This window comes from Mesorhizobium sp. P2_F8, assembly GCF_056403655.1.
This window is the reverse complement of record NZ_JBFUFB010000002.1, coordinates 209,139-235,393: the sequence shown is the minus strand read 5'-3', so window position 1 is coordinate 235,393 and position 26,255 is coordinate 209,139. Positions and strand designations below refer to the sequence as shown.

Here is a 26,255-nt window from a genome sequence, read left to right as displayed (position 1 = left end):
CGCCGCCTCACGGGGCTCGGCACTCAGCCGCCATATTGGACTGACGTCACCTCTTCCAGCCAGTCGGCGTGGACACCGTCCAGCGCCTCCTGCATGGCAATATGCGTCATCGCCGACTTCGGCGCCGCACCGTGCCAGTGCTTTTCGCCAGGCGCGAACGAGATGACGTCGCCGGCCCTGATCTCCTGGACTGGTTCGCCCCATGTCTGGGCAAGGCCGGCGCCTGACGTGACATAGAGTGTCTGGCCGAGCGGGTGCGTGTGCCAGTGGGTGCGAGCGCCCGGCTCGAAGCTGACCAGCGTGGCCCGCAGCCGCGCCGGCGCCTCCTTCTCGATGATCGGCGTCTGCAACACGCGGCCGGTGAAATACTTCTCCGGCGCTATGATGGTCGGCACGCTGCCGCAGGCAATGATCTTCATCGGGGTAATCCTGGTCTGGTGAAGCGATCGGCGACAGACGCCGCCCGACATGTGACGAAAAATGCATTCTCGGCCGTTATCATCCCAGGCGCAACCGGCCGTTTCGCGCACCGCCGCAAGACCGATTTTTCTCCTTAACCATGAACGCTCCCCGCACCGTGTCGCGGCACGGAAAGATGGCGAATTAATGTCTTCTTAACAGCTGCGCTCTAGCCCTGAGCCTGCATTTCAAGGGGCGATGAGATGAGCATATTGGCGACGATCAAGGATCACAGCGGCGGATCTACCGCGGCATCCAGTTGCTGCTTCTGATCAGCATCGGCGCCGCGATGCTTGGCGCGGTCGACCTGTCGCAAGACCAGCCCTCCAGCGACGCCTTCGCTGTCTCGATCCTCGCCACCAGCCTGGCCCTGATGGCCCTGATGTATATGCGCAGCAGCGTCGTCCATCGCTTGCGGTCGGCCGCCGCCGCAGAGGCGGAAAAGCATCATTCCTGACCAGGGACGCGCTGACCGGGGCGATGACCCGCCGCTATTTCCTCGAAGCGCTGCACGACAGTCTCGGCAGCATGCGCGACCGGCGCGATGCGACCTTGCTGTTGATCGACGTCGATCACTTCAAGCAGCTCAACGACACGTTCGGACATCAGTTCGGCTACCTCGCTCTGGCGCATCTGGTCAAGACGGCCGAGCGCATCTTTGCCGGAGGCATGGTCGGACGGCTCGGCGGCGACGAATTCGGCGTCATCGTCCCGCACAACGACCTCGCCATCATCAACAAGAAAGTCAGGCGCTTGCTGGATGCCATGCGAGCCGGGAAATCGCATGAGGGCAAGACCATCCCGCTCTCCATTTCCGTCGGCGTGGCGCTGGCACCGGCACATGCCTCGAACACCACGGAACTGATGCTGGTCGCCGACCTGGCGCTCTATGAAAGCAAGGCGGCGGGCCGTGGCCGCGTCACCGTGTTCGACGAGGAGATGCTGTCCGACAAGCGCTATCGTCGCCTGGTCGAGCGGGAGTTGCGCGCGGCGGTCTATCTCGGCGAACTCGAGCTGCACTACCAGCCGATCGTCAATCCGGACAGTTCCACCTGTGGCTTCGAAGGGCTGATCCGCTGGCGCCACCCGGTTCGTGGTCTGATCTCGCCGGCCGAGTTCATTCCGATCGCCGAACGCTCGACCCTGATCGACATGCTCGGCGAGTGGGTGTTCAAGCGGGCCTGCGCCGATGTCAATCATTTCCCGGGACGCCGCATCTCGATCAACGTCTCCGGCGAACAGCTGAAGCGCGACGAGATCGTCACCATGTGCGATCGCGTGCTGAAGGAAACCGGCCGCTCCGCCGCGCAATTCGTCATCGAGATCACCGAAACGGTGGCGACCGCCGCCACGCCCGAAATCCTGCGACGCCTCGAAGCGTTGCGCGGCCTCGGCTTCCACATCGCGCTCGACGACTTCGGCACCGGCCATTGCGGCTTCAACTATCTGAAGACCTTGCCCGTCGACAGCATCAAGATCGATCGCTCCTACATCCGCAGCCTCGCCCATGACCAGGTGGCGCAGATTTTCGTTTCGGCGCTCGCCCAGATCGCACGCATCCAGGACGTCACCATCGTCGCCGAGGGCGTCGAGACGCAGGAGGAATTCGCCCTGGCCAAGACTGCCGGCTGCAATCGTTTCCAGGGCTATTTCTTCGGCCGGCCGGCGCCGCGCGACAAGCTTGGTCCGTTGAGCGCCGTCCGTGCCGAGCCGCTGGCGCTGAGCGCCTGAGGCCACACCGAAGAGTTTCTATTTTTCTTGCCCTGCCGGCAAACAAGTGGGACGATGGTTTCGGGCAGGTGGCCAAACCAAAAGAACCCCGCCCGCGACGGTCGAACAGGCCGGCCGCCGCTCAGGACCGATTGACCAAGCCTGAACCATGCATGCCAGTCGGTCCTACGGGAAACGCCTGAGTGGAGGTCAGTCATGGGTACTCGCGCCGGAGGACGACGCACGGGACCGAAATGCATTGCCATAATCGGTCCCTTCGCCAGCGGTAAGACGACACTTCTCGAAGCCATATTGGCCCGCACGGGCTCAATTCCCCGACAAAACCCCGTCTCATCGGGCAACACCGTTTCAGATCATTCGCCAGAGGCGCGGGCCCACGCGATGAGCGTCGAGGCGACCTTCGCCACCACCGAATTCATGGGCGAGCAGCTTACTTTCGTCGATTGTCCCGGCTCCATCGAATTCTCCTTCGAGGCCGAGCCGGTGCTGGCCGCCTGCGACCTCGCGGTGGTCGTTGCCGAGGCCGACGAAAAGAAGATCCCTGCCCTGCAGCTGATCATGCGCAGGCTCGACGATCTCGGCGTGCCGCGCATCCTGTTCCTCAACAAGGTCGACAAGGCAATCGCCGGCGTGCGCGACACGCTGAAGATGCTGCAGCCGGCCAGCGCCGTGCCGCTGCTGCTGCGCCAGATTCCGCTGCGCAAGGATGGCGTCGTCATCGGCTCGATCGATCTGGCGCTGGAGCGCGCCTACATCTATCGCGAATATGCCGAAAGCGAAGTGGCCGAAATACCTGGCGATGACAAGGCGCGCGAACTGGAGGCGCGCTTCTCCATGCTGGAGACGCTGGCCGATCATGACGACCAACTGATGGAACAACTGCTCGAGGAGATCGAGCCGCCCAAGGACGCCATCTTCGACGACCTCGCCGCCGATCTGCGCGATGGCGCGGTGACGCCGGTGCTGATCGGTACCGCCGAGAAAGGCAATGGCGTGCTGCGCCTCTTGAAGGCGATCCGCCACGACGCGCCCGACATCGAGGCGACCCGCAGGCGGCTGGGCGCGCCCGACGGCGCGGCCACCGTGGCTCAGGTGATGAAGACCATCCACACGCCGCATGGCGGCAAGCTGTCGGTGTCGCGCATCCTGTCCGGCCAGGTCGTCGACGGCTCCGAACTCTGGCTGCCCGGCGGCAACACGGCGAAGGTTTCCGGCATCTACCGAATGCTCGGCAAGGATCAGTTCAAGCTCACCATCGCCAAGGCCGGCGACACTGTGGCGCTGGGCAAGCTGGATGAGGTCAAGACCGGCCAGACGCTGAGTTCGGCCAAGGGCGGCATCAAGCCGCTGCTTGAGTTCGAGCCGCCGCAGCCGGTCTTCGCTTTCGCGCTGCGCCCCAAGGAGCGCAAGGACGAAGTGAAGATGTCGGCCGCCATCCAGCGCCTGGCGGAGGAAGACCCCTCGCTCAGCCTGCGCCACAACCAGGACTCGGCCGAGACCGTGTTGTCGGGCCATGGCGAGATGCATCTGCGTGTCGTGCGCGAGCGGCTGGAAGGCAAGAACCAGATCCCGGTCGAAGGTCATGCGCCGGCGGTGCCCTATCGCGAGACGATCCGCAAATCGGCGCAGCAGCGCGGCCGTCACAAGAAACAGTCGGGTGGCCATGGCCAGTTCGGCGACGTGGTGATCGAGATCAAGCCGCTGCCGCGCGGCTCCGGCTTCCAGTTCACCGACACCATCACCGGCGGCGTCGTGCCGAAGACCTATATCCAGTCGGTCGAGACTGGCGTGCGCGACTATCTGAAATCGGGTCCGCTCGGCTTTCCCGTCGTCGATGTCGCAGTCAACCTCTCGGACGGCTCCTACCACGCGGTTGATTCCTCCGACATGGCCTTCCAGATGGCGGCCAGACTGGCGATGAAGGAAGGCATGGCCGCCTGCTCGCCGGTGCTTCTGGAACCGGTGATGAAGGTCGAGATCGTCACGCCCTCCGACGCGACCTCGAAGATCATCGCGCTCATCCCGCAGCGGCGCGGCCAGATCCTCGGCTATGATGCGCGGCCTGACTGGCCGGGATGGGATGTTGTCGAGGCGACCATGCCGCAGGCCGAGATCGGCGACCTGATCATCGAGTTGCGCTCGGCGACCGCTGGCGTCGCCAGCTACCGCGCCGTCTTCGACCACATGGCCGAACTCACCGGGCGTCTCGCCGACGAAGCGATGAATGCCAACGGCAAGGCTGCCTGATTCGGTCTTCCCCTCGAACCCCGGTTCGAGGGGGCCAAATGAAAACGACGCCCGGCGGGGACCGGACGTCGTCTTGTTCGCGAACCGTTGCCCGGTAGGTAAAACGGAGGTCCGCCGCATCTGGCGCCGCCTAGCTTCGGCGGCGGAAATGGTTCGGACGCGGTAGCCGCCTGAGCCCGGGCCGTTCGAGTGATGCCCCCATCTCCCGCACGACCACACCGCGTCCTATGGTCTGGATAGCACGTGTCGGGCGTCCATGTCATGTTACCTGAGGTTACATGTCACTGTTACGTGGCAATTCTGATGAATTTTCGAGTTGCTCCGGCAGGGCTCAGGCAACAAAAAAGCCGGATCAACGAAGATCCGGCTGAGTTTGATTGGAAGTGCCTGTTAAGGCTAACCTCCAGAGGGGAACACTCTAGGGCGCTAATGGGAGGAGAACGCGCCCAGGAGATGATCTACATATGTGCTCATCATGCCCAAGAAACAAGCATCTATTTTGCAACACACGCATGCAAAAAGACGCAGGCTGTGGTCTAACCCATATCCGAGACCAATAGGACCAGCAGAATCAGCAAAACGGAGCGCACGGAGGCGCGATTCTCACTACAGAATCGCCAATCGCGATCGATTTCTGTGCCCAAATGCCAAAACCGCGCAATGATGTGGAAGCAGGCAGCAGCCGTTCATTTATCAGGCAGTCAGGGAGGAAACACCAATGCGGACGTTTTCTGCGATCGCCGGCAGCGCGGCGTTCTTCATCGCCGCACCCGGCGTGGTTGCCGGGCTGGTGCCCTGGCTGTTGACCGATCATTGGGGCTTGCCATGGTCGAGCCTGCCGGGCTTTGTGCCTGTTGGCGGGCTCCTGATCGTCATCGCGATCGCTGCACTGCTGCATGCCTTCGGCCGCTTTGCGCTCGAGGGGCTGGGCACGCCCGCTCCGGTTGCACCGACCGAGAGACTGGTGGTCGGCGGCATCTATCGCCATGTCCGCAACCCGATGTATGTCGCGGTGCTGTCGATCATCCTCGGCCAGGCGCTGCTGTTCTCGAGCTGGACGCTTGCCGCCTACGCGATCATCGGCGCGATCGCCATGGTGTCGTTCGTCCGGCTCTACGAGGAACCGACATTGGCCCGCCGCTACGGTGCGCAATACGAGGCCTATCGCCGCGCCGTGCCCGGCTGGCTGCCGCGCCTGACGCCCTGGCGGGGGTGATTCTAGAACTGGATGAAGACCAGAAAGTCGGACGCCAGGGGTGGATCAGAAAGACCAGCTACGGGCCTTGGCGATGATGAAATCGCGAAAGACGTGCAGCTTGGCCTGGTTCTTCATCGCGTCCGGATAAGCGAAATAGGTGTCGAAAGACGGCACCTCGGTCTCCGGCAGCAGTTGCACCAAGTCGGAGTCCTTGTTGATCACATAGTCGGGCAGCATGGCGATGCCGGCGCCGCCCTGCACCGCGCGCTTGATCGACAATATGTCGTTGATCTGCAACGTCGGCACCCTTTGTCCGCCTTCGAAATCGCCAATCGTTTCCAGCCAGTTCAGCTCCGACAAATGCGATGGCACCGGCACGCCGAAGGTGACGATGCGATGGCTCTTCAGTTCGGCCACCGAAGCCGGCTTGCCGTGCTTGGCGACATAGGTGGGCGAGGCATACAGGTGGAAATGCACGGTGAAGAGGCGGCGCTGGATCAGGTCCGGCTGCTGCGGCTGGCGCAGCCGGATGGCGCAATCTGCCTGGCGCATGGTGAGATCGAGTTCCTCGTTGGCGAGGATCAGCTGCAGACTGATTTCGGGATAGAGCTCTATGAACTCCTGCACCCGCTCGGTCAGCCAGCCGGCGCCCAGCCCGACGGTGGTCGTCACCCTGAGCACGCCGGACGGGCGATCCTTGGTCTCGGTCAGCCGCGACTTGATGGTTTCTAGCTTCATCAGCACGTCGTGCGCCGTGCGAAACAGCATTTCGCCCTGCTCAGTCAGCACCAGCCCGCGGGCGTGGCGGTTGAACAGCGGCACGCCGACATCATGTTCGAGCGCGCTGACCTGCCGCGAGATCGCCGATTGCGACAGATGCAATGTCTCGGCCGCATGGGTAAACGACCCTGCCTCCGCCGCAGCGTGAAACACGCGTAGCTTGTCCCAGTCCAACGCCATGCTACCCCTCGTTCTGTTTTGGCGTCTGAATGAAAAATCAGGCTTTTACACGGCGTTTCTAAGTCGCCTTCTGAACTCTTTATTCCGCCGCTTCGCGGTGCACTTCGATGCCGGCCAGATACTTCTCCGCCTCGAGTGCCGCCATGCAGCCGAGCCCCGCCGCGGTCACCGCCTGGCGGTAAATGTCGTCGGTCACGTCGCCAGCCGCGAACACGCCGGGAACGTCGGTGCGGGTCGAATCCGGCGCCGTCCACAGATAGCCGTTCGGCTTCTGCTTGAGCTTGCCGGCAAACAGTTCGACCGCCGGCGCGTGGCCGATAGCCACGAACACGCCGTCTACCTTGAGATGCGTTTCCTGGCCGGTCACCGCATGCTTGAGCTTCAGCCCTTCGACCGAAGGCGGCAAGGGCGCCTTGCCGGGACGGCCGGTGATCTCGTCGACGATCGTGTCCCAGATGACGCGGACATTGTCCTTCTTCAGGAGCCGCTCGCGCAGGATGCGCTCGGCGCGGAAATCGCTGCGCCTGTGGATGACCGTCACGCTCTTGGCGAGGTTCGACAGGTAGAGTGCCTCTTCCACCGCCGAATTGCCACCGCCGACCACCGCGACATCCTTGCCGCGGTAGAAGAAGCCGTCGCAGGTGGCGCAGGCCGAGACGCCAAAGCCCATGAAGGTCTGTTCGGTCGGAATGCCGAGCCATTTGGCCTGCGCGCCGGTGGCGATGATCAGCGCGTCGGCGGTGTAGGTGGTGCCGGAATCGCCCTTGGCGCGGAACGGCCGCACATTGAGGTCGACCTCGGTGATGATGTCGTTGATGATGTCAGTGCCGACGTGTTCGGCCTGCTTCAGCATCTGCTCCATCAGCCACGGCCCCTGGATGGGGTCGGCGAAGCCGGGATAGTTCTCGACATCGGTCGTGATCATCAGCTGGCCGCCCTGCTGCAGGCCGGCGACCAGCATCGGCTTCAGCATGGCGCGGGCGGCGTAGACCGCCGCCGTATAGCCGGCGGGGCCGGAACCGATAATGAGAACGGGCGCGTGCTTGGTGGTCATCGGGAAGCCTCTGCGGAGGGCTGCCGGCAATTGCGGCATGGAAAACTCGTCGATATCGCGCGTAATGTAAGTGTTGCCCACGGCGCCAGCAAGGCAGGTTGGCATTCGTCCCCGGAAAGCTTTGTCGCACCCCTGTCGCCGCTTTGATCGGCCGAAATATTCCGAGCGAGGGATGGAATGGACAGCGAAGTCGTTTAATTACAAGATCACGCAAGATTCTTGCGTATTGCCCCTGACTTATCGAGAGCCCTCATGCCGCTCAAGGCCGATCTCGACGCCATCGACTGGAAGATCCTGCGCGAGCTTCAGGCCGATGGCCGCATGACCAATGTCGAACTGTCGAACCGCGTTGGCATTTCGGCGCCGCCGTGCCTGCGCCGCGTCAAGCGGCTGGAGGAAGCCGGCATCATCCGCGGCTACCGCGCCTTGCTCAACGCGCCGGCGCTCGGCCTCGATGTCGTTGCCTTCTGCCTGATCGGCCTGCATCACCAGGCCGACGCCGAACTGCGCACCTTTGCAGAGCGCACCCGCGGCTGGCCGATCGTGCGCGACGCCTGGATGGTATCGGGGGAATCCGATTTCCTGCTGCACTGCGTGGCGAGCGACCTGGGGGCCTTCCAGACCTTCGTCATCGAGGAACTGACTTCGACCCCGAATGTCGACACGGTGCGCACCGCGCTCACCATCCGCCGGGTCAAGGACGAGGGGCTGGTCTCGTTTGCACAGCCTTGAGGCTGGTCGACGGCAGCACCACATCGTCCCCGCTCGATGCGAATTCCCGGCTTCGCCATACCAGGGCCGCTTTCGCATTCGACAGGCTCTGGTGTAGAAAGCCGGAGCGTTCTGACGGACGTGGCTGCTTTGTTGGTTTCCTAAGGCAATTTCAGGAAAGTGTGACGGGTTTTTCGACAGGGCTTGCATAACAACAGATGGCGCAAGCAGCGTAATTTCACAGAACAGTGTGCTGTAGAGTGGGATCATGACTCGATTTTCTAGCCCGGTTTCGGCGCTCATCATCTGCATGAACGAAGCCGACATGATCGGCCCCTGCCTGGAGAGCGTCGACTTCTGCGCCGACATCGTCGTCGTCGATTCGGGTTCGACGGATAACACCCTGGTCGTCATTCAGGAGTTCATCGCCAAGGGCTACCCGATAAGGCTGTTTCACAACGATTGGCCGGGTTTCCCACGTCAGCGGCAATTCGCGCTTGATCAAGCCAAGCAGCCATGGTGCCTTTCGATTGAAGCCGATGAGGCCGTCGACGACCTGCTCAGGCGGTCGATCGTGACCGTGACGCAGCCTCACAACGAGGCCATCGACGGATGGTTCGTAAGACGCCGCGACAAGCTGAAAGGCTATGGCTATGCGCACCGCTGGGTGCTGCACAACAGGCTGCTGCGTCTGTTCCGCCGCGACAAGGCCACCATGGACATTGACCTGCGGGTCCATGAATCGTTCGAGGTGCCGGGCGAAACCGGTACGATTGAAAATGGCGTGTTGCTGCATCGCCGCGAAATGACTGTCGCGGAGGATCTGGCAAGGGCCAACACCTACTCCAGCCTCAAGGTTGCCACGCTGGTCGAGAGGGGCAAGAAGCCAGGCTTGATAAGGCTGGTCCTGTCGCCGCTCGGTAACTTCCTGAAATTCTACCTGGCCAAGCGCTACTTCCTGTGCGGCCGGCATGGCTTCGTCTATTCGATGATGGTGATGGTGTATTCGTTCGCCACCGAGGCCAAGCTTTATGAAGCTTCGCGAGACAACGATCGGACTTGAGGCCAAATTCCACTTTCGGAATTATGCCCCCCTTGCTTTGATGCAATTCCGGACGGAAAGCCGTTTCACACTTTTCCCGGAGTTGCTCTAGCCCGACATAGCGCCGAGTGCCGCTATTGCGGCGAGCAGGCCACCCAGATCCTCGTGGTCGCGCCAGGGCTGGACTGTAAAGCCCGATTGAACGGCCGCTTCGCCGTCGACCAGCCAGCCCTGCAAAAGTCCGGCGCGCTGTCCCGCCTCCATGTCCGCCTGCTTGTCGCCGACGATCAGCGATCGCTGCAGATCGAGCCCGAGACATTTGGCCGCCTCCAGCAGCATGCCGGGATTGGGCTTGCGCATCGGATGATTGGCGATCGCAAGCGGCCCCTCGCCCGCCTCGTGATAGGCGCAGGCAAGGACCATATCCACGAACGCGTCGTCGGCGCGCAGCAGGTCGAGCACGCGGCCATTGACGGCGGCGAAATCGCTCCAGCCGTAGTAGCCGCGCGCGATGCCCGACTGGTTGGTGACGATGATGACGGGAATGCCGGTCTGATTGGCGGCACCGATCGCAGCGGCGATATCCTCGCGCAGCACCATTTCGGCCGGGTCATCGGGATAGCCGGTGTCGAGATTGATGGTGCCGTCGCGGTCGAGAAACAGTGCAGGCGTACCGGTCGGAAAAATCCTGCTATCGATCCGCTCTACCCACAGTCCGGGCTCCTTGAGCGGATAGGGTTCGAGCTTCACGACCAGGTCCCGTCAGCCATTGCTGAGACGCGCTTCGACCACTTCGCACAGATGATGATAGAGGCACAGATGCCCCTGCTGGATGATCGGGGTCGAGGTCGAGGGCACGTTGAGCAGGATGTCCGATAGCGGCTTGAGCTTGCCGCCGGTGTCGCCCGTCAGGCCGATCACCGTCATGTCCATCATCCGCGCGTGCTCGGCAGCGGCGAGAATGCTCGGCGAATTGCCGCTGGTCGAGATTGCCAACAGCACGCCGCCCGCCGAGCCATGCGCCTCGACCTGGCGCGAAAACACCGTGTCGAAGCCATAGTCATTGCCCCAGGCGGTCAGCACCGCGGCATTGGCCGGGAGTGCGATGACATTGTAGGCCTTGCGCTCCTTGAGGAAGCGGCCGACCAGTTCGCCGGCGATGTGGATCGCATCGCTGGCCGAGCCGCCATTGCCGCAGATTAGCAAGGCTTTGCCCTGCGAAAGAGCCGTCACGATGGCGCTCACCGCCCGCTCCATCTCGCTCGTCAGGTCGCGCTCGACCATGGCGGAAATCGCGGCCGCCGAGCGGACCAAGTAGTCGTTCAGGTCAGACATGAATTCCTCAGCTTGTGGTGCCGCCGGCGCGCAATTTGCCGATGGTGTTGGTGGTGCTTCTGCCGGCGACGAGATCGATCAGCACGACGCGGCCGCCCGCCTTCCGCACCACATCGGCACCGACCACGGTGTCGATCGTGTAATCGGCGCCCTTGACCAGTATGTCGGGCAGCAGCGCTTCGATCAGCGCCAGGGGCGTGTCCTCCTCGAACACCACGACCGCATCGACCGAGGCAAGGGCGGCGAGCACGCAGGCGCGGTCATGCTGGTCGTTGACCGGCCGCCCGGCGCCCTTCAACCGCCGCACCGAAGCATCGCTGTTGAGGCCAAGCACCAGCCGGTCGCACTGGCTGCGCGCCGCGTGCAAGAGACCGACATGGCCGGCATGCAGGATGTCGAAGCAGCCATTGGTGAAGCCGACGCTCAAGCCCTCCTCCTTCCACGCCGCGACCATGCGCGCGGCCGACGTAGCGTCGAGGATGGCATCCTTGTGGGCGGTCGGCCCGTGCGAACGAAACAGCGCACCGGTGAGTTCCTCGACCGTCAGCCGCGCGGTGCCGCGTTTGCCCACCACGACGCCGCCGGCGGCATTGGCGATCGATGCCGCCGCGACAGGGTCGGCACCAGCCGCCAGCGCCAATGCAAAGCTCGCGATCACCGTGTCGCCGGCGCCCGAAACGTCGAACACTTCGCGCGCCTGGGTGGCGATATGGCGCGCCTCGGTCGGGTCGACCACGCTGATGCCCTTTTCGCTGCGCGTCGCCACGACGAAATCGAAGCCATGCGCTGAAATCAGCTGGCGTGCCGCCGCGACGATCTCGTCATCGGCGAACACCGCATGGCCGACAGCTTCGCCAAGCTCCTTGCGGTTGGGGGTGATGGCGGTCGCTCCGGCATAGCGCGCATAGTCTCGGCCCTTCGGATCGACCAGCACCGGCTTTCCCGCCTCACGGCAGATGGCGATCAAATCGCCGGCGACGCCGTCGAGCAATATGCCCTTGCCATAGTCGGACAGGACAACGATGTCGGCGCGCGTCAGCGCTGCGCGGAAATGCCGGATCAAACCGTCGCGCTCCGCAACATCGAGCGGCTTGATCTCCTCTTCGTCGAAGCGCAGCACCTGCTGGTTGAGCGCGCTGAAGCGGCTCTTCGACGAGGTCATGCGGCCACGCGCCTGCGCCAGACCGGCAGTGTCGGCGCCGAGTTCGCGCAGCATGCGCACGAGATTGTTGCCGGCAGCATCAGTGCCGATCACCGACACGGGAACGGCGGATGCGCCAAGCGAGACGATGTTGGCGACGACATTGCCGGCGCCGCCCATCGTCGAGGTTTCGCCGCGCCGGTGCAGCACCGGGATCGGCGCTTCCGGCGAGATCCGCTCGATGACGCCGTTGACGAACCGGTCGAGGATGAAGTCGCCGACCACCAGCACGGTGGCCTGGCCAAACCGTGCGATGGCGCGGTGCAGGGGTTCGGGAGAAGGCGGATTGTGCTTGATCATGTCACTGGCAACGCGTGGAAATGGCCGATTTCAACCTTGCGGGTAATCATCAATTGAAGGGCCGGTTCGTTCATGGCGAAGCCGATATACCGCAAATCCACGCAGCGCAACGGCTGGCCATGACCACGATGGCCGGGCAGTCAGGTCTTTTGCAGGGCGACATGGACACCCAGCCCGACCAGCACCGCCCCACCGGCCCGCTGCATCAGGCGCTGTGCACGGCTCGAACGCCGCAAGCGGCCGATCACGGCACCGGCCAGGAACACACAGACGATATCGGCCGAAGAGAACATCAGATTGACGATGGTGCCCAACACGACGAACTGCAGCCAGACCGGTAGCGCCGCCGAGGTATCGATGAACTGCGGCAGGAAGGCCATGAAGAAGATCGCCGTCTTGGGATTGAGCACCTCGACGGTGATGCTTTCGAAAAAGGCGCGCCGCGCCGATTTCCGCTCGATCGCGGGCAGCGCCATGTCGCCCTCGACGCGCTTGCGGAACAGCGAAACGCCGAGCCAGATCAGGTAGAGCGCGCCGACCAGCTTGACCGCCAGATAGAGCGGCGGCACGGCGTGAAACAGCACCGACAGGCCTGCAGCAGCGGCAAAGACATGCACATAGCCGCCCAGATGAATGCCAAGTGCTGCCGTCAAGCCGGACCAGCGGCCGCGCGCCATCGTCTGCGCGGCGGCGTAGAGCATGGCCGGGCCGGGAATGTAGGCGAAGATCGCCGTGGTGGCGAAAAACGCGATGAGCAGGTCGGTCGACGGCATTCTTCTGTCCCTCACGATCGTCCCGGGTGGCACAAACCGACTGAAGCGGAAGCTTTGCGGCGCCACTGTGACATCCGCTTCGCTGCCTGCTTTATCGACAGCTCACCCTGCCTCCCTTATAAGGGCCGGAATCGGCAAGCGAAACGCGTATCAGGGCCAACAACATGATCATCGTCACGGGCGGCGCCGGCATGATCGGCTCCAACATCGTCGCCGCGCTGAATGCCGAAGGCCATGACGACATCCTCGTCGTCGACGACCTCACCGATGGCCACAAGATCGCCAATCTCGCCGATCTGCGCATCGCCGACTATCTCGACAAGGACGATTTCCTGGGCCGTATGGAGGCAGGCTCGTTCGGCCGCATCGAGGCCGTGTTCCACCAAGGCGCCTGCTCGACCACCACCGAGTGGAACGGCAAGTTCATGATGGAGGTGAACTACGCCTTCTCGAAGCGGCTGCTGCATGCCTGCCAGACGCTGCGCGTGCCCTTCCTCTACGCCTCCTCGGCGTCCGTCTATGGCGGTGGCGCCGAATTTCGCGAAGACCCGGCGCTCGAGCGGCCGCTCAACGTTTATGCCTATTCCAAGAAGCTTTTCGACGACTATGTCAGGCGCACCGTCTTCGACCCAAATCGTTCAAAAAATGGTCATGCGCAGGTTGCGGGCTTGCGCTACTTCAATGTCTACGGCCCGCGCGAGGCGCACAAGGGCGCCATGGCTTCGGTCGCTTTCCACCTGTTCAACCAGGTCGAGCGGGGCGAGAACCCGAAACTGTTCGGCGCTTATGATGGCTTCGGACCGGGCGAGCAGAGCCGCGATTTCATCCATGTCGGCGACGTTGCCGACGTCAACCTGTGGCTGTGGAAGCGCGGATCGAGCGGCATCTTCAACTGCGGCACCGGTCGCGCCCAGCCCTTCCGTGCCATTGCCGAAACCGTCATCGACACGCTGGGCAAGGGCGAGATCGAATTCATCGAATTTCCGGACCATCTCAAGGGCAGCTACCAGAGCTTTACGCAAGCTGATATGTCCCGTTTGCGCGCGGTCGGTTACAATGGCCAATTCCGGACAGTGGAAACCGGTGTCAGAGACTATGTCGAATGGCTGAAAGCCCAACGATCCTCGTGATCGGCCCACGCTGGGTGGGCGACATGGTGATGGCGCAGTGCCTGTTTTCGGCGCTGAAAGAGCTTCATCCCAACGCCGCGATCGATGTGCTGGCGCCGGCCTGGGCCGCACCGCTGGTCAAGCGCATGCCCGAAATCCGCCAGCAGATCGACTTTCCGCTCAAGCCCGGCGCGCTGGAATTCACCATTCGCCGGCGTTTTGGCCGACTGCTGCGCGGCCGCTACGACATGGCCTATGTCCTGCCGGGCAGCTGGAAATCGGCGCTGATCCCGTTCTTTGCCCGCATTCCGCGCCGTTTCGGCTATTTGCGCGAAATGCGCTACGGCCTGCTGACCGACATCGTGCCGCTGCCCGACAGCGTCAAACGACGCACGGCGCAGGCTTATTTCGGCCTCGCCCAGGGCGGCCATTTCCGGCCGCCACGCCTGACCGTTGACGCGAAGAACCAGGCCGCCCTGCTCGACCGCTTCGGGCTCGCGCCCCAGAAATTCGCAGCCCTGATGCCTGGCGCCGAGTTCGGCCCGGCCAAGCGCTGGCCGAGCGAAAGCTATGCCGGGCTTGCCCGTGATCTTATGGCGAAGGGTTTGAAGGTCGCGCTGTTCGGCTCGAAGAACGACCGCGACGTGGCGGCGGAGATCGCAGCCCTTGCCCCCGGTGTTGTCGACCTCGCCGGCCAGACCCGGTTGGAGGACGCCATCGACCTGATCTCGGCGGCAAGGCTGGCGGTGTCCAACGACAGCGGGCTGATGCATGTCGCGGCGGGAGTCGGCACGCCGATCGTTGCTGTCTACGGCTCGACCTCGCCACAGAATACGCCGCCGCTGGCGGAACGGTGCGAACTGGTCTGGCTCGGCCTGTCCTGTTCGCCTTGCCACCAGAAGGTCTGTCCGCTCGGCCACCTCAACTGCCTGAAGACGCTTGAAGTGGAGCAGGTCGTGGCAGCGGCGAAACGCCTGCTGGAAATCCCGGCAGCCGCATGAAGGTCCTCATCGTCAAGACGTCGTCGATGGGCGACGTCATCCACACCTTTCCAGCCGTCGAGGATGCCCGCCTCGTCAGGCCCGACATAACCTTCGACTGGTGCGTGGAAGAGGCATTCGCCGGCATCGTGGCGCTGCATCCGGCGATCGACAGGATCCACACGGTGGCGATCCGGCGCTGGCGCAAGACATTGCTCGACGGCGGTACATGGCGCGAAGCGGCCGCCTTGCGCCGCACCTTGCGCGATTGCCGCTACGACCTCGTCATCGATGCACAGGGCCTGCTGAAATCAGCACTGGTGGCCAGGCAGGCCGGTGCGCCGATCGCCGGCTTCGACCGGTCGAGCGCGCGCGAACCTTCTGCGTCGCTGGTCTACGACGTCACCTACGCCGTGCCGCGCGACCTGCACGCCATCGAACGCACGCGGCGGCTGTTCGGGCTGGCGCTCGGCTACCAGCCCGATCTTTCGAGGCTGGACTCCGGCATCGTTCCGCCGCCCGGCAATCTGGCCGGCATCAGTGGCAGAATCGCCTTCCTGCTGCACGGCACCAGCCGCGAAGACAAGAAATGGCCGGTTCAAGACTGGATCGAAACCGCCCGCCTGCTGGTTGAAAGGGAAACGACGCCGGTCACCACATGGTCGAACGAGCGCGAAAAGGCCGTCGCCGAAGCAATCGCTGGAGCCATTCCGTCAACGGTCGTGGTGCCCAAATCGCCGCTCTCCGACATCGCCGCGGTCATCGGCCGCTCGACGCTGGTCATTGGCGCCGACACCGGGCTAACCCATCTCGCCAGCGCCTTCGGCCTGCCGACGGTTGCGGTTTTTCTTGCCACCGAGCCGGGTTTGACCGGGCCGCGCGGGCCATACGCGTCAACGCTTTTGGCCGCACCTGGGGATCATGTAACGCCGGGGCAAGTGGTAGCGGAGGCAGAGAGGCTGCTGGAGCGCCGGGCGCTTGGTCAAGTTAACGCAGATTGATTTTATTCAATCAATTCAATCGGAAACGCTGACGCTGCCCCTCATTGCCCTGCCGGGCGTTTCTCCCCGTATAGTGACGGGGAGAAAGAAGCCGGCCGCAACGCCCGACGCCTTCCTTGCAACGTTAGAAATTGGCGAAATCATTGATGAAGGCGTCCTTCTCCCCGTTCACGGGGAGAAGATGGCGGCAGCCAGATGAGGGGCAGCGGGGGCGTTTGGGATTGATACAAAGGCCCTCGCTTCGGACCCCTAGATAAACTGCACCTGGACGATCTCGTAACCCCTTGCGCCGCCTGGCGCGTTGACCTCTATGGCGTCGCCGACTTCCTTGCCGATGAGCGCGCGCGCGATCGGCGAGGAGATCGAGATGCGGCCAGACTTCACGTCGGCTTCCTGGTCGCCGACGATCCGGTAGGTCTTCTTTTCCTCGGTGTCCTCGTCGACCAGCACCACGGTGGCGCCGAACTTGACCTTGTCGCCGCTGAGCTTGCTGACATCGATCACTTCGGCGCGCGCGATATAATCTTCAAGTTCGTTGACCCGGCCCTCATTGAGGCTCTGCGCCTCTTTTGCGGCATGGTATTCGGCATTTTCGGAAAGGTCGCCATGCGAGCGCGCCTCGGAGATCGCCTCGATGATGCGCGGCCGCTCTTCCTGCTGGCGCCAGCGCAGTTCTTCCTTCAATGACGCGAACCCCTCGCCTGTCATCGGGACCTTGTTCATGATGCCTGACCTTTCCTGCTGCCACCCCCGCGTTTCGGGGAAAGCCTTGTCAATGGGTACAAAAAGAAAACGGTCCGAGAGCCTCGGGCTAACGGAACCGTTTCACCGCAATTTCCCTGAATATAGCAATCTTCGCAGGTTTTTCACGCCCAAAAATCGGTTTTGCGAAAATGTTCTCCGGCTTTCACAAATGCCGGTCGCTGCTTTCGCAAATACGGTCGCGGCAGGTGCGAACCGGCGATGGCCGGCAACAAAAAATCCGGCCGCGATCGCTCGCGGCCGGATTGAGAAATATTGGGCGCCGAAATCAGCTTCGCATGAAATGGTCGATCTGCTCCGACAGCATACCGTATTCGCGCGAACCCTTGCCGGTCCGCTTCTCGATTTCCATCAACTGCTGCTGGGCACCGGCCAGATCGCCGATCTGCAGATGCGCTTCGCCGAGATATTCGCGCACCAGCGTGTAGTTGGGGTCGATGCGCAGCGCTTCCTCATAATAGCCGAGGCCGACGGTGACGCGGCCAGAATGGCGGTGCGAATAGCCGAGATAGTTGAGGATGCGCGGATCCTGCTTGTTGGCAGCGAGGCTGAGCACGGCGATCGCCTCGTCATAGCGCCCGGCCAGCGCCAGCGAATGCCCAGCATCATAGATGCTGTCATCATCCAGCATGCCTTCCTGGGGTGCGACGCACTTTTTCTTCTTCTTGTCCCAGACCTGGCCCTTCTTGCACTGGGTCACGGTCTGGTCGCTGCCGCCGCTACTGCCGGCGGCGTACACCGGAACGGCAAGGAACTGCAGTGCGACAAGGGCAGTCGCCGCCTGGATCAGCATTCTTTTGTGCATCGAAGCCTCCTTGAGGGGTGAGAATGCAACACTAACGCCGGACGCCCTCGGTTTCATCCCGGAAAAAAAGCATATCGGAGAACATCAGGTGACGGATGCTGCAAATCCGCTATCATTCAAGCAAACGACCTGACGGAGACGGAATGTGCAGCGGCGCCTTGAAAAGGATTGGGAGCTTTCGATCGGCCCCGACTCCGTGCGCCTGTTCATCCTCAAGGCCAAGGCATTGAGTGCGGCCGTCAATGAAGACTATGCCGGTGGCGCCGAGCATGAGGTCGAACTCGACGGCGAGGCCCATGCCAACCACCATCATGACGGCCTCGCCGAGGAAAGTTCCGAAAACCTCACCGAGGAAGAACTGCGTGAGTTGATCAACGACCTCAATGTCGATGAGGCAGCCGAACTCATCGCCTTGGCCTGGATCGGTCGCGGCGACTACGATGGCACCGAATGGGCGGATGCGCTTGCCGCGGCGCGCGAACGCGCCAACAAACGCACGGCAAAGTACCTGCTCGGCATGCCGCTGCTTGCCGACTGGCTGGAGGAAGGGCTGGAAGCGATCGGCGCGTAACATCGTGGTTACCGTTCGTGATGGGGCCAAGGCAACCTCCTTGCGTCCGCGCCGTTGACGGCCATGGGGTCGATTGTCTTTTCCCAAACCTGCAGGATTGCACTGGTCGTAGCCATCGCGGCTGTGCTTGTTGCGCCCGCCGACGCCAGACATCGCCATCGGCACCACAAGCCCCAGGTGGAGCAGCCGATGTCGCTGCGGGCCGACCAACCGCTGGAACCGCGGGGCAAGCATCGGCTGAAACGGCGGGGCTCTCAGCACGTCACGCCGGGCCCGACACAGATACAGCAGAAAACGCAGGATCCGCTGGCATCACCAGCCGAGGTTCCGGTGCCGGAGCCACGTCCCCCAGACGCGCAGAAGGCCGACGTTTCAAAGAAGGACGAGCTGAAGACGCAAGCTCCAAAGACCGGCGGAGCGGTTGACCGGCTCAATGAAGAAAAGTCGCATCAAAAAAAGCCGCCCCGCCCCGAACCATTGGCCGATACGGAAAACGAACCGGAGCCGCCTTCCGTGGCGCCGACGCCACCACCAAAGCCTGGGACCGTGGAGCCCGAGGTTGAGCCTCCGGCCGTCGCCCCGCAGCCGCCGCAAAAGCCGGCGGATGCGGGCGACGAGAAAATGCTGCCCGACCCGCGCTCGGCCGATCTCCCCGACGACAAGATGCCCGACGAGGAAGTCTCTTGCCGCGAGCGGCTGAAGACGCTCGGTGTCGAGTTCGAGGAACACAAGGCAGAACGCAATCCCGACATCGGCTGCTCGATCCCCTACCCGATCGTGCTGAAGACAATCGGCAAGTCGATCGCCATCGGCCCCGGCACCGAGCTCAATTGCCCGATGGCCGAAGCTGCGGCGCGTTTCGCCGCTGACGTCATCCAGCCGGCGGCGAAAGCCGAATTCGGCGCGGATCTGCAATCGATCGGCCAGGCATCGGCCTTTGTCTGCCGGCCGCGCCACGGCACGAGAAAACTGTCGGAACACGCCTTCGGCAACGCGCTCGACATCGCCAGCTTCACGCTGTCGGACGGCAAGAAGATCGAAGTCGGCCCGGCGCCGCCGGAAAAGGACGCGAAATTCCTCAACGCCGTGCGCAAGGCCGCCTGCGGACCGTTCAAGACCGTGCTCGGACCAGGCGCCGACCCCGACCATGCCTTGCATTTCCATCTTGATCTCGAACCGCGCCGGCATGGTGGCACCTTCTGCCAGTGAGCCTGGTGGGCCGACACTGCATGCCGCAATTCGGCCGCAGGCATGAACACGGGCGCTGAGTTTTCCTTTACCCTTGATCGTTAAAATGCCGGATATCCGTGAATGGGATTTCCGCCAATGGCCGGCAAATTTCGCGTCGTGTTTTCCACCGCCGCGCGCCAATCGAAACATGCTGCGATGGTCGCCGCCGGCCTTGCCCTCGCGGCGGTTTCGGCCTGCAACACCGGCAGCGTGCTGTCACTTGAACCGGCCGTCGATGTCGGCTCGCAGACCGCTGCCGTGCCGCAATACACGGGCATGCAGAAGCTTGTTCCGTCCAATCCGTATATGACGAGCGCCGCCTATCCGCGCATGGATGAGCCGATGTCGCCGGTCGAGCAGATGCCGGCCAGCGAAACCGACTGCCGCCAGCAGTTGAAGCGCCTCGATGTCGCCTACACCGACCTGGCGCCGATCCATGAAGGTCAATGCGGCATCGATTATCCGGTCAAGGTCACTGCCATAGGCAGCATCCAGATGAAGCCTGCCGCCACGCTGACCTGCGACATGGCCGCGACCTTCGCGGGCTGGACGAAGAACGAACTCGTTCCCTCCGCCCGCTGGCGCTATTTCTCCGGCGTCAAGACCATCCACCAGGGTTCCAGTTATTCCTGCCGCAACATTGCCGGCGAAGGTGTGCTGTCAGAGCACGGTAAGGGCAATGCGCTCGATGTGATGAGCATCGAACTCAACAATGGCGACGACATCGACGTGCGCAAGCCCGGCCTGTTCGCCTTCCGCACCCGCGGTTTCCTCAACAATGTGCGCGCCGACGGCTGCCAGTATTTCACCACCGTGCTCGGCCCCGGCTACAATTACGACCACCGCAACCACTTCCACTTCGACATCAAGAACCGCAGGAACGGTTATCGCGCCTGCCGCTAGAGCGTCGGACAACAGCATGTCGACGCCCTTTGCCGGCGAAACACGACATCGCATAGAGTGATGCCGGAACGTTCGGGCGACGGTGATGAGCCAGCGAAGTTTTCGGCGACGCATTGCAATCTGGGTGGCGGCCTTCCTGGCCGCCTATCTGGCGCTCGCCTATTTCGCCGCGCCGGAATTCTGGACATTCCGGGATCGCGGCTTTCGCACTCAGCGCTTCGAGATGGTGACGCACACGCCGCAGGGCATTCCGGGTGATCCGATCAATGTCGGCCTTGTCGGCACCAAGAAGGAAGTGGTCCATGCCTTCGCCATCGCCGGCTGGGACACTGCCGACGCCGTGACCTTGACGACCGCGATCGAGATCGGTGAAAGCGTGCTCTTCGACCATCCCTATCCCGATGCGCCGGTCAGCCGGCTGCTGTTCGACGGCCGAGCCCAGGATCTTGCGTTCGAAAAGCCGGTGGGAGCCAGCCCCGACCGGCGTCATCATGTCCGCCTCTGGCAGACAGGCGCGAGCGGCGACGACGGCCGGCCGCTGTGGCTCGGTTCGGCCAGCTTCGATCGCGGCGTGGGGCTGAGCCACGATACCGGCGCCATCACCCATCACATTGGCCCCGACATCGATGCCGAACGCAATTTCCTGATGCGCGATCTGGCCACCGCCGGCATGCTGATCTCGACCAGAGACATGGCCGGCATCGGCGCCACCAACAGCGGGCGCAATGGCGGCGGCGATCTCTATTTCACCGACGGCGAGGCCGTTGTCGGCGTGTTGAAGCAACTGCCGTGAGATCATGTGTTCTGAGACCAGATGGTCCGGGATCGACCTGAAAATTGGCCGTGACCCCGATGCCGCAGACGACATCGGTTGAGAGCTGTCATTGTCATCTTCTAAAAATCTTGGCGGACTATTTTCGAAAGCCGCGCCGCAATGCTATTGACCGCTCATGCTATACGTCGAAATCGCTATCGTGGTCGTCCTCATCTGTGTGAACGGCCTTTTGTCTATGTCCGAGCTCGCCATCGTCTCGTCGCGCCCGGCCAGGCTCAAGGCGATGATCGACCGCGGCGTCAACGGCGCCGGCCGGGCTCTTGAACTTGGCTCCAATCCCGGCAAGTTCCTGTCCTCGGTGCAGATCGGCATCACTTTGGTCGGCGTTCTCTCCGGCGCGTTTTCCGGCGCCACGCTGGGCGACCGGCTGGCCACCTTCCTGGCCTCGACCGGCATGCGCGAAAACGTCGCCGATCCGGTCGGGGTCGGCATCGTCGTCGCCGTCATCACCTATTTCTCGCTGATCGTTGGCGAGCTGGTGCCCAAGCAGATCGCCTTGCGCGATCCCGAGCGCGTGGCCGCGCGGGCGGCCCCGGCAATGACCATCCTCGCCACCGTCTCGGCTCCTCTGGTCTTCCTGCTCGACATTTCCGGCCGCGCCATATTGTGGCTGCTCGGCCAGCGCGGCGAAAGCGAGGAGAAGGTCACCGACGAGGAGATCAAGATGCTGGTCGCCGAGGCCGAGCACCATGGCACCATCGAATCCGACGAGCGGCGCATGATCGCAGGCGTCATGCGGCTTGGCGACCGCGCCGTACGCGCTGTGATGACGCCGCGCACCGAGGTCGACTGGATCAATCTGCAGTCCGACGAGAGCACCATCCGCAAGCTTTTGATGGAGACCCAGCATTCGCGCCTGCCTGCGGGCGACGGTGGCGTCGACGTCATGGTCGGCGTCGTCCAGACGCGCGACGTGCTCGCCGCGCTGCTTGCCGGCCATGTGCTCGACCCGCGCAGGCATGCGCGCGCCGCCCCCATCGTCTATGACCAGGCCGACGCGCTGGACGTGTTGCAGAAGCTCAAGGAATCCGACGTGCCGATGGCGCTGGTGCATGACGAGTACGGCCACTTCGAAGGCATCGTCACCCCGGCCGATATTCTCGAAGCCATCACCGGCGTCTTCAGGGCGGACATCGATGCCGGCGACGAGGAGAATGCCGTCAAGCGCGAGGACGGCTCATGGCTGCTCGCCGGCTACATGCAGGCCGACGAAATGGCCGAGATTCTGGGCTTCGACCTGCCGGAAAACCGCGACTACGAGACCGTCGCCGGCTACGTGCTGGCGCACATGCACCATCTGCCGACGACCGGCGAATGCGTCGACGCGCAGGGCTGGCGCTTCGAGGTGGTCGATCTCGACGGCCGCCGCATCGACAAGCTGATCGCAACCCGCCTGCCCGGCTCGCACCGAGAAGCCGTGCGCTAACGAATGGCCTTCCGGCTCCCTGTCTGATTCGTTCGATCGTCGCTTTGATCCCGCCTCAATGTGCGTCCGGAGGCGGCGCCTTAGGCGTGACGTTGCGCAGGAACGGTACGAGAGCCGTCGCGATGACGAACGCGACCATGATCACCAGGAACGCATCCGCGTAAGCCATTGTGGATGCCTCGCGATAAGCCAGCTGCCACAGCTGTTTCAGCGAAGCAGTGTGACCGTCGGCCACTGCGCCCGGGATCTGGCCATAGCGTTGCGCGACGCCGTCGACCAGGCGCATGGCCGCCTCATTCTGTGGCGTCAGGTGCGATGCGATCATCAGGAAATGGAAGTTGGTGCGGTCGTTCAGGATCGCGCCGCAAACGGCGATGCCGACCGCGCCGCCGAGATTGCGCATCGTGTTGAACAGGCCACTGGCATATTTCAGCCGTTCGGGCGGCAGGCTGCCAAGGCCGAGATTGACGCTCGGCGCGACCGCGAAGACCTGCGGGAAGCCACGAAAGATTTGCGGCAGAAGCAGCTGCGCGGCGCCCCATTCGCTGGTGATCGCGCTAAAACTCCACATCGACGCACCAAAGGAGGCAAGCCCGAACATCATCAGCCAGCGCGTGTCGAAGCGCTTGGCGAGGAAGATGTAGACCGGGACGCCGACCATCGAAGCAACGCCGGTGGAAAAGACCGCCAGCCCGGTCTGCAGGGCGTCGTAGCCGCGCACGTAACCGAGAAACAGCGGCGTCAGGAAGATCGTGGCAAAGATGCCGACACCGGTTATGAACGAGAGGAAACAGCCGATCGCGAAATTGCGGTTGCCGAAGGCACGGAAATCGACCACCGGCTGCGAATAGGTCAGGCTGCGGACGACGAACAGAACCCCGGTGACCCCGGCGAGGATGGCGCCATTGCGAATTGTCGCATCATCGAACCAGTTCCAGCGCGAGCCTTCCTCGAGAACATATTCAAGTGTGCCCAGGCTGACCGCCATCAAGACGATGCCGATGTAGTCGGCGCCCTTCAAAAGGGACGGATCGGGTTCGTCGATCTTGACCAGGACGGCAACGAGGATGGTGATGATGGTGCCGGGAATGACGTTGACATAGAACAGCCAATGCCAGCTCAGCGTATCGGTGATCCAGCCGCCGATGACAGGGCCGAGCGTCGGCGCGATCGAAGCGATGCTGCCAACCACCGCGGCCGCATAGACACGCCTCGGACCCTGGAAATAGTGGAACGACGAGGTGAAGACCGTCGGGATCATCGACGCGCCGAGCAGCCCCTGCAGTGCGCGGAAAGCGATCATGCTTTCAATGTTCCAGGCCAATCCGCAAAGCATGCTTGCCAGGGTGAAGCCGGCCGCCGAGATGGTGAAAAGCCACCGGGTCGAGAACACGCGCGTGAGCCAGCCCGACAGCGGGATCACGATGATTTCAGCCATCAGCTAGGATGTCTGCACCCAGCCGATCTGATCCTGGGCAGCCGACAGGCCGCCGCCGATATCCTGGAGCGAGGACGCGACGATCTGGATGTCGAGAAGCGCGATGAACATCCCCACGCACATCACCATGAACGGCAGGATGCTCGCGAAGAAGGACTGCGGGACGGCACGCTCTGACATGGCGTTCTCAGTCCGACGCGGTGTCGACCGTCACGGCGGTCGACAGACCCGGCCTGAGCGCAACTTTCTGCGCCTGGTCCTGGTCGATCGTGATCCTGACGGGAACACGCTGGACGATCTTGGTGAAATTGCCGGTCGCGTTCTGCGGCGGGATCACACTGAAGATGGCCCCGGTTGCCGGCCCCAGGGCGGTGACGTGACCTCTGAGCGGCTCGTCGGGTGCAATGTCGGTATAGACCGTCGCCGCTTGCCCGTCGGCCATGTGGCGCAGCTGGTCTTCCTTGAAATTGGCGTCGACCCACAGCCCCGATGCCGGAACGATCGTCAGAAGATAGCTGCCGGGTGAAACATAAGTGCCGACCTGCGCCAGCCTGTTGCCGATGATGCCATCGATGGGCGAGCGGATTTCGGTGAAGCCGAGATCGAGCTGCGCGGTGTCGACATCGGCCTTGGCTGCCGCGACCGCGGCGGTTGCTTCCGAGATCTGGGTGTTGAGGACGTCGAGCTGTTGCTTCGCCGCCGCAAGTCCCGCCCGAGAGGCGGCGACCGACGCCTTGGCCTGGCCATCGGCGGCAAAGCTTCTCTCGGCGTCCTGCTGCGAACCGGCGCTGGTGCTGGCCAGCACTTCATAGCGCTTCGCGTCCTGAGCGGTGAAAACGGCGGCCGCGCTCTTGGCCTCGAGATCGGCCTCGGCCTGCTCGATCACCGAATTCTGCAGCGAGATTTGGGCATGAAGGTTGTCGAGAGCCGACTGCTGCTGCTGGACCGATGCCTGCGCATGCTCCAGCGTCGCCTTGAAGGACCGGTCGTCGATGCGGATCACGAGCTGACCCGCCTCGACATGCTGGTTGTCCTCGACAAGTATCTGGTCGATATGACCGGCGACCCGTGGCGCCAGCGGCGTGACGTTGCCGCCGACATAGGCGTCATCGGTCGAGACGAGAAAGCGGCCGGCCTGCCACCACTGGACGCCGTACCAGCCGGCGACGCCGATCACGACAAGGCCTGCCAACATCAGCAGCGGCCTGCGACGCTTCGTGGCGGGCATGGGAGTGGCGGCAACGGAAATGGCAGGCGTGAGATTTTGGGCGACCGATGGCTGCAATTCGGCCGGCGAGAGAACCTTGTTCATCTGCCGCGCCCCTCTTCCTGGCTGTGCTGAAGCAACGCGTTGTCGACCAGCGGAAGGCCTGAGCCTTCGCTGCTGAAGCGATATCGCCGCCGCATGCGATCGGTGGCCTTGGGTGCCGTTGCCATGGCGAAGTCCTCGCTGTCGAGTTCCTTGCCGGTCTGGCGATCGACCAGCACCGGCTCGGCCCAGCGCCCGTCAGCCTTGTCCACAACGACGAGGCTGGGGCCCTCGGGCGCCAGATGCTTGTTGCCCCAAGCGAGCAAGGAAAGCAGGACCGGGCGGAAATCGCGCGCCTTGGAGGTCAGCACATATTCATGGCGAAGCGGCCGTTCGCAGTAGACGCGTTTCTCGAACAGGCCGCGCTCGACCAGGCTGTTCAGCCGCCGCGTCAGGATGTTTGGCGCAATCTCCAGGCTCTTCTGAAACTGGTCGAAGCGCGTCAGGCCCTGGAACGCATCCCGCAGCAGAAGAATGCTCCACCACTCACCCACATCGTCGAGGCTGCGCGCGATGGGGCATGGGCGGGTTTCGAAGCTTGTTTTGGCAACCATTGTCGCTGGTCTCTTTCAAAATGAAAGTGACTCATAGCCTAGTGGATTGCATTATGCAAGTGACTTGTGAGGATCGAGGGCTGGAACAAGGTTTTCAACGGAGATCGGCTAAAACACCAAGACGTCGATTCCGCCCATCGGATGGACGGCGGCGCCGTGCGCCACACCCTGGATACGGATCGCGACGACGTCACGTCAAAATGATTGGGTCATGTGCTCGACCAAAGGCCTTAGCCTCGGCATGCTTGCCGGCCCGCGTCACATCCCGGAGGTAGCGTGAATGGCCGCGGCGGGCCGGCCCCATGCCGGCCCGCGTGCGTT

General features: G+C 63.1%; 28 protein-coding genes. 15 read left to right on the top strand and 13 right to left on the bottom strand.

The features are described 5' to 3' along the window. Positions 1–23: 23 nt before the first annotated feature. Entirely contained in the window at positions 24–419 is a 396-nt protein-coding gene (locus tag AC1DZP_RS04835) for a (R)-mandelonitrile lyase (protein WP_111542955.1), read from the bottom strand. Between the two features lie 299 nt (positions 420–718). On the opposite strand from AC1DZP_RS04835, the gene AC1DZP_RS04830 reads away from it, so the two are divergent. From AC1DZP_RS04830 to AC1DZP_RS04815, 4 genes are all read left to right on the top strand, one after another. Next, a complete protein-coding gene (locus AC1DZP_RS04830) occupies positions 719–916 on the top strand; it encodes a hypothetical protein (protein WP_477300463.1) in 198 nt (65 codons plus the stop codon). A 23-nt stretch (positions 917–939) separates the two neighbouring features. Continuing rightward, a complete protein-coding gene (locus AC1DZP_RS04825; protein ID WP_477300461.1) occupies positions 940–2,190 on the top strand; it encodes a putative bifunctional diguanylate cyclase/phosphodiesterase in 1,251 nt (416 codons plus the stop codon). 195 nt (positions 2,191–2,385) lie between these two features. Then, entirely contained in the window at positions 2,386–4,437 is a 2,052-nt protein-coding gene (locus AC1DZP_RS04820; protein WP_477228157.1) for an elongation factor G, read from the top strand. A 718-nt stretch (positions 4,438–5,155) separates the two neighbouring features. Continuing rightward, positions 5,156–5,653 carry a methyltransferase family protein gene (locus tag AC1DZP_RS04815; protein WP_477300459.1) on the top strand — a complete coding sequence of 166 codons (498 nt, stop codon included), beginning with the start codon at positions 5,156–5,158 and terminating at the stop codon, positions 5,651–5,653. A gap of 45 nt (positions 5,654–5,698) precedes the next feature. On the opposite strand, the gene AC1DZP_RS04810 is transcribed toward AC1DZP_RS04815, so the two are convergent. Next, a complete protein-coding gene (locus AC1DZP_RS04810) occupies positions 5,699–6,595 on the bottom strand; it encodes a LysR family transcriptional regulator (protein WP_095090930.1) in 897 nt (298 codons plus the stop codon). 79 nt (positions 6,596–6,674) lie between these two features. Next, positions 6,675–7,649, bottom strand: coding sequence for a thioredoxin-disulfide reductase (gene trxB, locus AC1DZP_RS04805; protein WP_477300457.1), 975 nt, complete (start codon positions 7,647–7,649; stop codon positions 6,675–6,677). Positions 7,650–7,901: 252 nt separating this feature from the next. Between trxB and AC1DZP_RS04800 the strand changes: the two genes are divergently transcribed. Continuing rightward, positions 7,902–8,381, top strand: a complete 480-nt coding sequence (locus AC1DZP_RS04800; protein WP_095090929.1) for an Lrp/AsnC family transcriptional regulator — start codon at positions 7,902–7,904, stop codon at positions 8,379–8,381. Positions 8,382–8,628: 247 nt separating this feature from the next. Next, entirely contained in the window at positions 8,629–9,423 is a 795-nt protein-coding gene (locus AC1DZP_RS04795; protein ID WP_477300455.1) for a glycosyltransferase family 2 protein, read from the top strand. Between the two features lie 87 nt (positions 9,424–9,510). On the opposite strand, the gene AC1DZP_RS04790 is transcribed toward AC1DZP_RS04795, so the two are convergent. The 4 genes from AC1DZP_RS04790 to AC1DZP_RS04775 form a co-directional block, all read right to left on the bottom strand. Next, the gene (locus tag AC1DZP_RS04790) at positions 9,511–10,152 is read right to left on the bottom strand and encodes an HAD-IIIA family hydrolase (RefSeq protein ID WP_477228161.1); all 642 of its coding nucleotides are present in this window, start codon (positions 10,150–10,152) and stop codon (positions 9,511–9,513) included. A 12-nt stretch (positions 10,153–10,164) separates the two neighbouring features. Continuing rightward, positions 10,165–10,737 carry a D-sedoheptulose-7-phosphate isomerase gene (locus AC1DZP_RS04785; RefSeq protein ID WP_477228162.1) on the bottom strand — a complete coding sequence of 191 codons (573 nt, stop codon included), beginning with the start codon at positions 10,735–10,737 and terminating at the stop codon, positions 10,165–10,167. A 7-nt stretch (positions 10,738–10,744) separates the two neighbouring features. Next, the gene (gene rfaE1, locus AC1DZP_RS04780) at positions 10,745–12,238 is read right to left on the bottom strand and encodes a D-glycero-beta-D-manno-heptose-7-phosphate kinase (protein ID WP_477300453.1); all 1,494 of its coding nucleotides are present in this window, start codon (positions 12,236–12,238) and stop codon (positions 10,745–10,747) included. Positions 12,239–12,378: 140 nt separating this feature from the next. Beyond that, entirely contained in the window at positions 12,379–13,011 is a 633-nt protein-coding gene (locus AC1DZP_RS04775; protein ID WP_477300451.1) for a LysE family translocator, read from the bottom strand. A gap of 164 nt (positions 13,012–13,175) precedes the next feature. Between AC1DZP_RS04775 and rfaD the strand changes: the two genes are divergently transcribed. From rfaD to AC1DZP_RS04755, 4 genes are read left to right on the top strand one after another with little or no spacing between them, the layout of a single operon-like run. Beyond that, a complete protein-coding gene (gene rfaD / locus AC1DZP_RS04770; protein WP_477300449.1) occupies positions 13,176–14,141 on the top strand; it encodes an ADP-glyceromanno-heptose 6-epimerase in 966 nt (321 codons plus the stop codon). Beyond that, complete coding sequence (waaF, locus tag AC1DZP_RS04765; protein WP_477300447.1) at positions 14,114–15,121, top strand: lipopolysaccharide heptosyltransferase II; 1,008 nt, start codon at positions 14,114–14,116, stop codon at positions 15,119–15,121. The genes rfaD and waaF overlap by 28 nt, the downstream gene beginning before the upstream one ends. Next, positions 15,118–16,101: a lipopolysaccharide heptosyltransferase I gene (gene waaC, locus AC1DZP_RS04760; protein WP_477300445.1), complete on the top strand. Its 984-nt coding sequence runs from the start codon at positions 15,118–15,120 to the stop codon at positions 16,099–16,101. The genes waaF and waaC overlap by 4 nt, the downstream gene beginning before the upstream one ends. Further along, on the top strand, positions 16,079–16,300 hold the full coding sequence (locus tag AC1DZP_RS04755; RefSeq protein WP_477300443.1) for a hypothetical protein: 222 nt from the start codon (positions 16,079–16,081) through the stop codon (positions 16,298–16,300). Before waaC ends, AC1DZP_RS04755 begins: the two co-directional genes overlap by 23 nt. A 50-nt stretch (positions 16,301–16,350) precedes the next feature. Here the strand turns inward: AC1DZP_RS04755 and greA are convergent, their stop codons facing one another. Together greA and AC1DZP_RS04745 are read right to left on the bottom strand one after the other, a co-directional pair. Then, the gene (gene greA, locus AC1DZP_RS04750) at positions 16,351–16,824 is read right to left on the bottom strand and encodes a transcription elongation factor GreA (RefSeq protein ID WP_095090920.1); all 474 of its coding nucleotides are present in this window, start codon (positions 16,822–16,824) and stop codon (positions 16,351–16,353) included. Between the two features lie 307 nt (positions 16,825–17,131). Next, the gene (locus AC1DZP_RS04745; protein ID WP_095090919.1) at positions 17,132–17,668 is read right to left on the bottom strand and encodes a tetratricopeptide repeat protein; all 537 of its coding nucleotides are present in this window, start codon (positions 17,666–17,668) and stop codon (positions 17,132–17,134) included. Between the two features lie 145 nt (positions 17,669–17,813). Here AC1DZP_RS04745 and AC1DZP_RS04740 point away from each other — a divergent pair, with 145 nt between their 5' ends. From AC1DZP_RS04740 to AC1DZP_RS04720, 5 genes are all read left to right on the top strand, one after another. After that, the gene (locus AC1DZP_RS04740) at positions 17,814–18,239 is read left to right on the top strand and encodes a DUF3775 domain-containing protein (protein WP_477300442.1); all 426 of its coding nucleotides are present in this window, start codon (positions 17,814–17,816) and stop codon (positions 18,237–18,239) included. Between the two features lie 177 nt (positions 18,240–18,416). Continuing rightward, the gene (locus tag AC1DZP_RS04735; RefSeq protein WP_477300440.1) at positions 18,417–19,448 is read left to right on the top strand and encodes an extensin-like domain-containing protein; all 1,032 of its coding nucleotides are present in this window, start codon (positions 18,417–18,419) and stop codon (positions 19,446–19,448) included. Between the two features lie 117 nt (positions 19,449–19,565). Next, a complete protein-coding gene (locus AC1DZP_RS04730) occupies positions 19,566–20,372 on the top strand; it encodes an extensin-like domain-containing protein (protein WP_477300438.1) in 807 nt (268 codons plus the stop codon). Between the two features lie 85 nt (positions 20,373–20,457). Then, a complete protein-coding gene (locus tag AC1DZP_RS04725; RefSeq protein WP_477300436.1) occupies positions 20,458–21,165 on the top strand; it encodes an LssY C-terminal domain-containing protein in 708 nt (235 codons plus the stop codon). A 157-nt stretch (positions 21,166–21,322) separates the two neighbouring features. Next, entirely contained in the window at positions 21,323–22,633 is a 1,311-nt protein-coding gene (locus AC1DZP_RS04720) for a hemolysin family protein (RefSeq protein WP_477300434.1), read from the top strand. Positions 22,634–22,688: 55 nt separating this feature from the next. Here the strand turns inward: AC1DZP_RS04720 and AC1DZP_RS04715 are convergent, their stop codons facing one another. The 4 genes from AC1DZP_RS04715 to AC1DZP_RS04700 are packed head-to-tail and all read right to left on the bottom strand — an operon-like array spanning position 22,689 to position 25,934. After that, entirely contained in the window at positions 22,689–24,071 is a 1,383-nt protein-coding gene (locus AC1DZP_RS04715) for a DHA2 family efflux MFS transporter permease subunit (RefSeq protein WP_477300432.1), read from the bottom strand. A 3-nt stretch (positions 24,072–24,074) separates the two neighbouring features. Further along, a complete protein-coding gene (locus AC1DZP_RS04710) occupies positions 24,075–24,251 on the bottom strand; it encodes a hypothetical protein (RefSeq protein ID WP_477300430.1) in 177 nt (58 codons plus the stop codon). A gap of 7 nt (positions 24,252–24,258) precedes the next feature. Continuing rightward, complete coding sequence (locus AC1DZP_RS04705; protein ID WP_477300428.1) at positions 24,259–25,383, bottom strand: HlyD family secretion protein; 1,125 nt, start codon at positions 25,381–25,383, stop codon at positions 24,259–24,261. Then, positions 25,380–25,934 (bottom strand): winged helix-turn-helix transcriptional regulator, encoded by a 555-nt coding sequence (locus AC1DZP_RS04700; RefSeq protein WP_477300427.1) that lies wholly within the window; start codon positions 25,932–25,934, stop codon positions 25,380–25,382. The genes AC1DZP_RS04705 and AC1DZP_RS04700 overlap by 4 nt, the downstream gene beginning before the upstream one ends. Positions 25,935–26,255: the final 321 nt, after the last annotated feature.